Annotated in this window: 10 protein-coding genes; 6 read left to right on the forward strand and 4 right to left on the reverse strand. The window is 55.9% G+C overall.

The genetic code is table 11. The annotated features are described in order from the left end of the window. Together H5U02_11970 and H5U02_11975 are read right to left on the reverse strand one after the other, a co-directional pair. On the reverse strand, nucleotides 1-674 hold a 674-nt coding region (locus H5U02_11970), incomplete at its 3' end, for a DivIVA domain-containing protein (GenBank protein MBC7343132.1). Continuing rightward, nucleotides 671-1,228: a hypothetical protein gene (locus H5U02_11975; protein ID MBC7343133.1), complete on the reverse strand. Its 558-nt coding sequence runs from the start codon at nucleotides 1,226-1,228 to the stop codon at nucleotides 671-673. The genes H5U02_11975 and H5U02_11970, both read right to left, overlap by 4 nt. Nucleotides 1,229-1,640: 412 nt before the next feature. Between H5U02_11975 and H5U02_11980 the strand changes: the two genes are divergently transcribed. From H5U02_11980 to H5U02_12005, 6 genes are all read left to right on the forward strand, one after another. Beyond that, entirely contained in the window at nucleotides 1,641-2,132 is a 492-nt protein-coding gene (locus tag H5U02_11980) for a hypothetical protein (GenBank protein MBC7343134.1), read from the forward strand. A gap of 24 nt (nucleotides 2,133-2,156) precedes the next feature. Next, nucleotides 2,157-2,405 (forward strand): hypothetical protein, encoded by a 249-nt coding sequence (locus H5U02_11985; GenBank protein ID MBC7343135.1) that lies wholly within the window; start codon nucleotides 2,157-2,159, stop codon nucleotides 2,403-2,405. A 74-nt stretch (nucleotides 2,406-2,479) separates the two neighbouring features. Then, nucleotides 2,480-2,701 carry a hypothetical protein gene (locus H5U02_11990; GenBank protein ID MBC7343136.1) on the forward strand — a complete coding sequence of 74 codons (222 nt, stop codon included), beginning with the start codon at nucleotides 2,480-2,482 and terminating at the stop codon, nucleotides 2,699-2,701. Next, nucleotides 2,698-3,120, forward strand: a complete 423-nt coding sequence (locus H5U02_11995) for a PIN domain-containing protein (GenBank protein ID MBC7343137.1) — start codon at nucleotides 2,698-2,700, stop codon at nucleotides 3,118-3,120. The genes H5U02_11990 and H5U02_11995 overlap by 4 nt, the downstream gene beginning before the upstream one ends. Nucleotides 3,121-3,219: 99 nt before the next feature. Continuing rightward, nucleotides 3,220-6,510, forward strand: coding sequence for a DNA polymerase III subunit alpha (locus tag H5U02_12000; GenBank protein ID MBC7343138.1), 3,291 nt, complete (start codon nucleotides 3,220-3,222; stop codon nucleotides 6,508-6,510). A gap of 51 nt (nucleotides 6,511-6,561) precedes the next feature. Continuing rightward, complete coding sequence (locus tag H5U02_12005; GenBank protein ID MBC7343139.1) at nucleotides 6,562-7,215, forward strand: superoxide dismutase; 654 nt, start codon at nucleotides 6,562-6,564, stop codon at nucleotides 7,213-7,215. A gap of 6 nt (nucleotides 7,216-7,221) precedes the next feature. On the opposite strand, the gene H5U02_12010 is transcribed toward H5U02_12005, so the two are convergent. After that, a complete protein-coding gene (locus H5U02_12010) occupies nucleotides 7,222-8,262 on the reverse strand; it encodes a glycerol-3-phosphate acyltransferase (GenBank protein ID MBC7343140.1) in 1,041 nt (346 codons plus the stop codon). Between the two features lie 265 nt (nucleotides 8,263-8,527). Next, a complete protein-coding gene (locus H5U02_12015; GenBank protein MBC7343141.1) occupies nucleotides 8,528-9,325 on the reverse strand; it encodes a hypothetical protein in 798 nt (265 codons plus the stop codon). Nucleotides 9,326-9,573 lie beyond the last annotated feature (248 nt).

The raw sequence follows: 9,573 nt of genomic DNA on the forward strand, positions 1-9,573 counted from the left end.
GTCTCGTCCCGGAGGTCTTCCTGGAGCACCATGCCGAGAAGGAGCGCCTCATCGGGAGAAGGATCCTGTTTTTCGACATGTTCGGCCGCAACCGCAGCTTCTTGGCAATCTCGACTGCCCTCAGAGACATCCAGGATGAGTTCCGGCATGGGTAGCTCCCGTAATTCCCGTTCAAAACGTTCCAGGAGCTTTTTGACCTCGCTGGTAAACTCTTCCTCAACGAGTGTCAGATGGCGGCGGACCACCACGTAGAAGCGATCCAATACCACCTGTGCTTCCCGCTCGTAGGCGCTCACACGTTCCTTGAGCGCTTTCTGGTAGTAAAGCCTTTCCTGTTCAAGTTGCTTGAGCTCTTTCTGGGCCTCTGCCAGCAATCTCCCTGCTTCGGCCCGCGCTTCGGCCCGCAGGCGTGCTGCTTCTTGTAGTGCTTCCTCCCGCGTCCGGCGCGCCGTTTCTTCGGCCCGCAGAAGCGCCTGACGAAGGTTTTCCTCCTGGGCGCGGTAGGCGGCCAGCGTGTGCTCAAGCTTGGTCTTCTCCGCCGCCAGCTCTTCGAGGACGCGGACGGCCTCATTGATAAGGTTCGTGACCTCCTTGGGCGCATAACCGAAAAGCGCTCGCCCAAAGCGGCCCTCTGCCAGTCGCTGCTTCAGCGTATTGAGGACCTCACTATTCACGATAGTTTTCTCCTTTCTGTGTGTGCCAGGAAGAAAAAGCTTTTCGCCAGCCGTTCTTCTCCCATTCCCGCAAGAATTTTCCCAAGCCGGGAGGCGGCGGCAACGCGCAGGAGAGACGGCGCGTCTTCCACCGCTAGAACCTGGCGCAGAAGCCCGACAGCCTGGGTTAAATCCCCTTTCTCTGCCAGTTGCGCGGCGCGAGAGAAGAGTGAGGCGACCGACGCGTGTCGCTTTAGAGGCATAAGTGGTGAGCGTACGAGTGTGGCGGAGACAGAGGGGCAGGGAGGGCTGAGAACACTCTCTTTCCACGACAGCGGCTGCGCCCGCAACGCCGGGGGCGAGAGTTGCCTGCGGTTCCGCCTGTAGTAGCGGTAATAGTGGTAGCGGGACCACAAGAGCATCCACCACCCGAGGAAGACGGCCCACAAAGTGGCGATAAGAATCGCGAGGACGGTGGAAAAAACTGCGCCGGGCACGAAAAGCTCTCGCCACCAGATATGGGCGAGCAGATACCAGCCGACCGCCCCTAAAACCCAGGTAACGGCTAAGACCAACAGAGCCCATGCTCCCAAAGTCGCCGTAATGATCAGTAGATGGATAATTTTCCGCCTGTGCGGTCTGAAGCAAGGTGCAGAAGCGTTAGTACGAAGTTCCATACCCCTGATTGTAGCAAAAAAAAAGAAAAAAAAGAAGGGGCTGCCGAGAGTACCTAAAATTTGCTCTATTCTACAGGTTTCTACCTTTTTCCTTGATGTCTCCAGCCTGCGTGTGGGGCTACGCCGAGGAAATCCTGGGGCTCACCAAGAAATGGTAACTTTTTTCCATTGAGAATCCCAAATATGTTGTTCTATAATTTTTATGCGAACATATGTTTTCTTTTTAAAGACCCTAGAACGGGCAGATGGTTTTAATAGGTTATGGGGGAGCAGAGGAGGCTGCGCGGCGCTTTTAGCGCCGTTTCCTGCCATGGACGAATTGAGCCAGCGCTTGGTGGTAGAGGGTATTACCAATTGGGAGGCTTTATCCCTGGCCATTCGAGAAGTTGCCTTACCTTTAGCCCAAAAGCTGGATGCTTCCGGCAGGGCTTACCGAAAGCTACATTTGCAGCTTGAGCTTGAAGATGCTGCCTTGGAGGGCCGGCGAGATTATCCTCGGCCGCGAGTAGCTGCCAATCTGGAGAGCGATGCCCTGGCCTTGGCCCGACGCCTGAAGATAGCTGGGCCGGTTTGGGCGCTTACGGTTGGCGCTAAGGATCTGGTCCCGGCCCCAGCGGCCCAGATGCACCTATTTAACCAAGCTGGGCTGCCGGCTCAGCTTGAACGCCAGGGCAGGCTGGCTCGGGCTTGGGATGACCTCTGCCATCGCTACCCGGGCCGGATCCTGGTTTCCCCGCCGGCCCCCAGCTGGCGGGAGAGGATGCTTGCCTTTTATGATCCCTGGCGCCGAGAGCGAGGATAAGTTGTTCCGGTTGGGGTGAGCTAGATGTCAAAAGTTATACTCAGGCCAATAGAGGTAAAGTGCCGCGATGGCGTTACCCCTAGCTCCTTTAGCTTCCGGGGCAGGAGGCTTGGGGTTAAACAAGTCTGGGAGCGCTGGAAGGATACCGGGGCCTGGTGGGAAGGGGAGAGCCCAAAATTGTTCTTCCGGGTGGAGGCCACCGATGGCAGCTTCTTCGAGCTGTATCAGGATCTGGAGCAGAAGAGATGGTTTCTTTATAAAGTCTATGATTAGTCCAGCCACCTATACTTGTTTATTGAGGGGATGTATTATAATGTAAGTGTGTAATTATTGAAGGAGGTGTAGGTATGGTCCGCACCCAAATACTCTTACAGGAAGATCAGCATCGATTTCTTTTAGAGCAAGCTCGCTTAAAAAAGATGAGCCTTTCCGCAGTTGTCCGTCGCTTAATTGAAGAAAAACAGCAAGAGCTTTCTCTGGCCCAGGCTAGGGGGGGGCTGGAAATGGCCCAAGGAGCAGTGGCTGGCCCAGCGGATCCAGTTCATCATGATGAGGTACTGTACCGATGAGGAGAGTTTTTATTGATACAGGAGCCTGGTATGCCCTGAAAAATAAAAATGACCCCCATCACCAGGAAGCTGTGCGCTTTTTCCAAAGCCTTCCTGGTAAGGTTATATGCTACACTTCCGACTATGTTATTGATGAAGCAATAACCCTGACCCGAGCTAGGATAAGTCATCAGGTGGCAGCGACCCTGGCTCAGGAGTTGCTGTCTGAAAAGGCGGCCAAGATCATATTTGTAGCCCCTGATTTTTTGGCTATGGCGCTAGAAATTTTTATGAAATTTAAGGATCAGGATTTTTCCTTCACTGACTGTACCAGTTTCGCTATTATGAAGAGCCTAGGTATGGAAGAAGCCTTGGCCTTTGATACTCACTTTGTTTTTGAAAAGTTTGGCCTCCGCCAGGTTAATATCGACGAATTTTGATAGCTCACCCTAAGCCAGCGCTTGGTGGTCCTAACGAGGCCGGCAGAAAAGTAGGAGCTTGGTGGGGGAAGGAAGATAGAGGCGAAAGAGGTAGACGGCATGAGGCAGCCCTTTGTACATCTACACGTGCATTCGCCCTTTTCTTTCCTGGACGGAGCCTCTTCCCTGGAGAGGCTGGTTGAGGCGGCGGCCGGCTGCGGGATGCCGGCCCTGGCCCTTACCGATCACGACCGGGTGAGCGGGGCGGTTCGCTTTGCCCGTCTGGCCCGCCGGGCCGGGCTTAAGCCCATCCAGGGGGCGGAGGTAACTGTGGAGGGAAAAAGGGGCAAGGATGGGGACGGAAGCCGAAGTTGGCCTGTGGGCCGAACTGAGAGCGGAGGCAGGCCCGGCCGTGGACGTGGGCGCACTTATCACCTGATACTTCTGGCCATGAATCCTAAGGGTTATGCTAACCTCTGCCAGCTTCTAACCCGATCTCACCTCGCCAACCCCCGGCGCCAGCCCTGCCTTTCGTGGGAAGACCTGGAAGAGCTGAACGGGGACTTGATTGCCCTTTCCGGCTGCCGGCGGGGCGAAATCGCTTCCCTGATCCTTGAGCGCTCTTACGACCAGGCGCTCAAAGCGGCTTCAAGTTACCTTGCCATCTTTGGCCGGGAGCGCTTCTACCTGGAGCTGGAAGACACCTTGCTCCCCGGCAACCGAGCCCTGAACCAGAGCTTGCTGGAGATAGGGGAGAAGCTTGGGATCAAGCCGGTGGCCACCAACAACGTTCACTATGTGGAGGCGGAGGAATTTCCCATCCACGATCTCCTCACCTGCATACGCACGCATACTACGGTTTTTCAAGTCCACCCCCAGCGGCGGCTGAACGGCGAGAACTATTTTAAAAGCCCTGCCCAAATGGAGGAGCTTTTTTCCTTTTGCCCCCGGGCCCTGGCCCATACCCTGGAGATTGCCGAGATCTGCCAGCCAGCCTTAGAGTCAGGGACAAAACGCTTCCCCCGCTTTCCCCTGCCGCCGGGGGAGACCAGCATTGGGCGCCTGCGGGCCCTCACCTACCAGGGAGCCCGCCGGCGCTACCAGAAGCTTACCGCTAAAATCCAGGAGCGGCTGGAGAAGGAGCTTTCGGTAATTGAGAGGCTGGGCTACGCTGATTATTTTTTGCTGATGGAGGATGTGATGGGCTATGCCCGGCGGCAGGGGATTCGCGGCGCCGGCCGCGGCTCCGCCGGGGCCAGCGCCGTGGCCTACTGTCTGGGCTTAACCGAGGTGGACCCCATTGCCCGGGATCTCTTGTTTGAGCGCTTCATGAGCCTGGAGCGGGCCGAGGCTCCGGATATCGATTTGGATTTCGACTCCCGTTACCGCGACCGGGTAGCCGAATACGTTTATCAAAAATACGGCCCCGAGCACGTGGCTTCGGTGGCCACCTACTGCACCTACCAGGCCCGCTCGGCGGTGCGGGATGGGGGCCGGGCCTTAGGGATGGAGGAAGAGGTTGTCGATGCCTTGGCCAAAAGCCTTCCTCCCATTCATGCCGACGAGATAGAGGCGGCCCTGGAAAAATTCCCTGAGACAAGATGCGGCTCCTGGAAGAAAAAAGGCCAGGGAAATAAAGAGGGGCATAGGCTCCAGGATAGAGATTATGAGTTACTCTTTAACTTTTGCGCTGCGGTAGCCGGCTTTCCTCGCTTCTTGGGCACCCACTTAGGAGGATTGGTGGTGAGCGGACCGCCCCTTACCGCCATCACCCCTTTAGAGAAGGCAGCCAAGGGGATGCGGATCTGCCAGTTTGACCGGGATGACGTGGAGGAGTTGGGGCTGGTCAAGCTCGATCTTTTATCCCTCAAGGCCTTCAGCTTACTGGAAGATGCGGCTCAGAGCATCCGCTTGGCTCGGCCCAACTTTTCCTATGAACGTCTACCGCTTAACGATGCTCCTACCTACCGGCTCATCAGCCGGGGGGATACGGTGGGGGTGTTTCAGCTGGAGAGCCCGGCTCAGCGGGCATTGCAGGCGCGGCTGGGGGCCAAAGATTTGGAAGATATTGTGGCTAGCTTAGCGCTAATCCGACCGGGGCCCATCAAGGGCAATATGGTGGATCCCTTTGTGGCCAGGCGGCGGGGCAGGGAGCCGGCAACCTACCTCCACCCCCGCCTGGTTCCCATTCTCGAGAAAACCTACGGGGTGGTGCTGTTCCAGGAGCAGGTGATTGCTATTGCCACCGAGCTGGCCGGCTTTAGCCCGGGGGAGGCCGACCGGCTGCGGCGGCTGATGACCCACTCCCGCTCCCGGCAGGAGATGCAGGCGGTAGGGGAGGAATTTGTCCGGCGGGCCACCCAAAACGGCATCGACGAAGCCACTGCCCGGGCGATTTTCTCCTGTCTGGAAGGGTATGCCAGCTACGGGTTCTGCGAAGCCCATGCTGCCGCCTTCGCCATTACCAGCTACTGGACTGCCTACCTCTCGGCCCACTATCCGGCCCCGTTTTTTGCCGCTCTGCTCAACCACCAGCCCATGGGGTTTTATGGTCCAGGCACCCTGGCTACCATAGCCCGGTCCCGGGGGATAAAAATCCTGGGGCCGGATATCAACCTCAGCGGCGACCGGTTTACGGTGGAGGGAAAAGCTATCCGGGTACCGTTAAGCCAAGTTCGAGGGATGCGTCGATCTACCCTGGAAAGAATACTGGCGGCCCGGCAACAATCCAAACAGGGACGGTTTAGCTCGGTCCAGGATTTCTTTCAGCGCTCGCGCCCGGAGCAGGACACGCTGGAAAACCTCATTCTCTGCGGGGCCCTGGATTCCCTCTATCCCAACCGCCGGCAGCTTTGGCTGGGACTGCCATCGCTTTTGGCCATCTGGGGAGGCGAAGAAATAGTTCGGGAGCAGGAAGCTTTGGAGTTTGCTGCCGGAGCCGGGTTGCCTTTAGTGCCCGATTTTGAACCTCAGGAAAAGGCAGCTTGGGAGAGTCAAATTCTGGGCCTGGAGATCTCCTGCCACCTGATGCAGCGGTGGCGGCAGAAGCTAATCCAGCAGGGCTATGCGGATAGCCGTACCGTGGCCAAACTTCCCGGTGGCCGACGGGTCAAGGTGGCCGGCCTTCCCATCCGTCCCCACCGGCCTCCTACCAGGAGCGGGCGGATCACAGTCTTTCTTTCCCTGGAGGATGAGTGGGGGCTTGTGGACGTAACCGTCTTTGAGGATGTCTACCAAAAGTACGGCCACCTGCTCTTTGGCCCCGGGGTGGGGCCCTTGCGGGTGGAAGGCATAACCCACCGCCGGGGCCGGGGGGTGAGCATATTGGCCCAGTGGCTGGGGGCCGTGGACGAGGCTTGGGAGCTTCCAACGCTACCCCACCTTGGAACCCCTGGCCCTGGAAAGGAATAGGATAATATGCCATCGATCACCAGCAACTAACCACCAAAGGGGGAATCCATCGTGGAGCATTTTATGGTTCCGCCGGGCCAACACCGACTCCCGCCCCTGCCCTATTCCTATCAGGCCCTGGAACCAGTAATCAGCGGGAAAACCCTGCGCATTCACCACGACCGGCACCACCTATCTTACGTGGAAGGTCTGAACAAGGCCGAACTTGAGCTAGTAGAGGCGCGGCGCGCCAGCAATTTTTCCTTGGTCAAGCACTGGGAGCGAGAGCTAGCCTTCCATGGCTCCGGCCACATCTTACACAGCATTTATTGGACGGTGATGGCGCCGGTGGGGATGGGCGGGCAACCTGGCCCCCAGAGTAGGAATCAGATCGTGCGGTCTTTTGGCAGCCTTTCAGGTTTTCGGGAGCAGTTTAGCGCTGCTGCCAGGGATGTGGAAGGTTCGGGTTGGGCTCTGCTCTGCTGGCATCCGGCTTGGCAGCGCTTGGAGATCCTGATGGCCGAAAAGCACCAAGATCTGACCCAATGGGGTGCTATCCCTATTTTGCTGATAGATGTCTGGGAGCACGCCTATTATTTGGATTACCAGAACCGCCGCCCCGATTATGTGGAGGCATGGTGGCAGCTGGTCAACTGGTCAGAAGTGGAAAAGCGCCTAACCATGGCCATGCCAGCTCAGGTGCCCTTGATCATGACCGGATATTAGGCCGAATCAGCTCAGGGCATTAAGCAGGAAAGTCATGGTCTTCTGGCTTCCCTCAAATATTGGCCTTTTGCCGTAGCTAATCCCAATGACCTTGGCCATCATATCGCCGAAGATCAAAAAACCAATGCTGGCTACGGCAATTTCTTGTCTGAAGAGGAGAAAGCTTAAGAAAACGCCAAGCAAAAAGATGGTAATGGAAGAGATGCGCCGTTCCTCAACCTGTTTGTATATCTTCAATCCCGGTAAGAGCTGTTGGCCGGAGAGCTGCCGGACTTTCTTGACCGTAAGCCGTAATATATCGGCTAGGAAGCTAATGGCCAGAACTGAGCCTATCAGGGTAAGCAAGGAAAGCCGGTTTAGAAATAGTAAAAGGACCGGGAACGCCATGGCGGCGGGCCGGATAAAAACCCTCCATAATCTGAGATTTTCGTCGCGTACGGTAAAGATTTTCATCTTCTCGGCACTGAACAGGCTGACCAGAAACAGGTAAGCGATGAGGATAAGGATGAATATTAGGTCAGCGGATAGGGGTACCCGGAATACCAGCAAAGTAGCCAGAAGAGGCAAAACGGCCAGGGCCAGAAAATTCTCGTTTCTAGAGGCCCAATAAACCGATAAGACCAGAAAGACCATGTAAGCCAGATCCGTCCAAAGGGCTGAGGGGGTGAGTATGGCAAAGGCCACCTTTACTAGCATCATTATGAGGATGCCGGTGGCAGTTGCTGCTCCTCGCCCACCCCGAAAGTGAAGGTAGAAGGGGAAGACATGGCCCAAAACGGCGCAAGCTCCACTAGCATACACTACCGGCTGGGGAGATTGGAAAACGTGAGCGGCTACCCCCATGGCCAGCAGCCCCTTGGTGGTATCATAAGAGGCGGTCAAGGCGGCGGGGTAAAACCCCAGGCTGCGCTTTATGTTGGTGGTGCCCGGGTTGCCATCACCTAGGGTGCGAATGTCCTTCCTGGCGAGCCATTGGCATAGAAAATAGGCGGGCAGGAACGAGCCCAGGAGATACCCAAAGAGCAGGGGAAGGATTACTTTTGCCACGGCTGGTGCCTCCCTTCCAGAATAATTTTACACCGGTTTAAGTAAAAGATGACTAGCTAAGTATCAGAAGGCGGTATAGGATTTGCCAATAAGTGGGTGTCTGGGCGCTTGATATGGTAGGGGTAGATATGGGTATGGCGGCATAGAGGCAGAGCGGTGGTGTCCGGCCGGGAGGGCTAGTAAGGGCAGGCATTGGCCGCGCTAAACCCCGGCCATGTCTGCTCTTTTTGGCCTAATTCCTTTTGGTTTTGATGCTTGACGGCGCTTAGTTTAAGGTCAGCCCGAACCAAGCGGAGCGTTGGGGCGCAATGTATGGCGATAACAAATTGAGCACTTTATACAGGGCAAACAGGTTCTCCGACATGAAGTGGAGCAGGGAATGCCAGCCCAACTCCTGGGCATAAGGGTCATTGCTGGCCAAGCTGTAATAGCGCCGGCCTATCTCCAAGTAATCCTCCAAACTTTTTGGCGTCCTCCACAGCGGCCCCCGGGGCCGGCTTATATATTCAGGAAAGATGCCAGTAACAAATAGGGCCAGGTCGCCAACCCGGCGGTTGAGCTCGAAGCGGTAAGGCTGGTCTACCGCCGAAGCCAAAAAAATCAGGTCGTCGATGTCCATGCCGCTCAGCAGGCGGCGGTAGGTTTTCGATCCTACCTGATAAAATAGCACGTAGCTCTGCACCCGGGTAAATGAAGTCAACAGTTCAGCCAGGTAATCCAAGACCTGGTTGTCCTCAATAGCCTTGCGGACCTTAGGAGCATCAAAAACAGGTATGCGTTCTCGCCCGCTTGTTTCTTGGGTATAAGACATGTGTCCCAGGTCTCGCCTGACCTGGCGCAGGAGGATGCTGAATAGAAAGTAAGGGGAGATGAAGAGAAGCTCCTCTTTTCTTTCTAGGAGCTTGGCGAAAAGCTTAGCATCTTCAAGCATGATTTCAATAAAATCCTCTTTGTCCCGCACAATATTCTTGATGCCCTCGTAATCGTTTCTCCTATCAGCTACAGCCCGGACCAGGAAATCCAAATCCTTTTCCGTCATACGAGGCTTAAGACTTCTTTCCACGGTAGAACCCTCCGCGAAATCAGAGGTAATCTATGACCTATCTTTGCCCCCATTATTCATTATAGCAAGCCCCTCCTGGGAGCAACACCGGATGATCGGGCAGGTACCCAGTAATGGGAAAACCCCCTTTAGACAGATCAGATCTAATCGCCGGCCATTTCTTGAGAAAATTACCCTGTATGCCTTCTTTTTGGTGTAGCCCAACTTTGGCAAGCCTTCAGCCTCGGAGCTGATGCCAGCGGTTTAAC

The sequence above is a fragment of the Clostridia bacterium genome (assembly GCA_014360065.1).
Lineage (GTDB): Bacteria > Bacillota > DSM-521 > Neomoorellales > JACIYF01 > JACIYF01.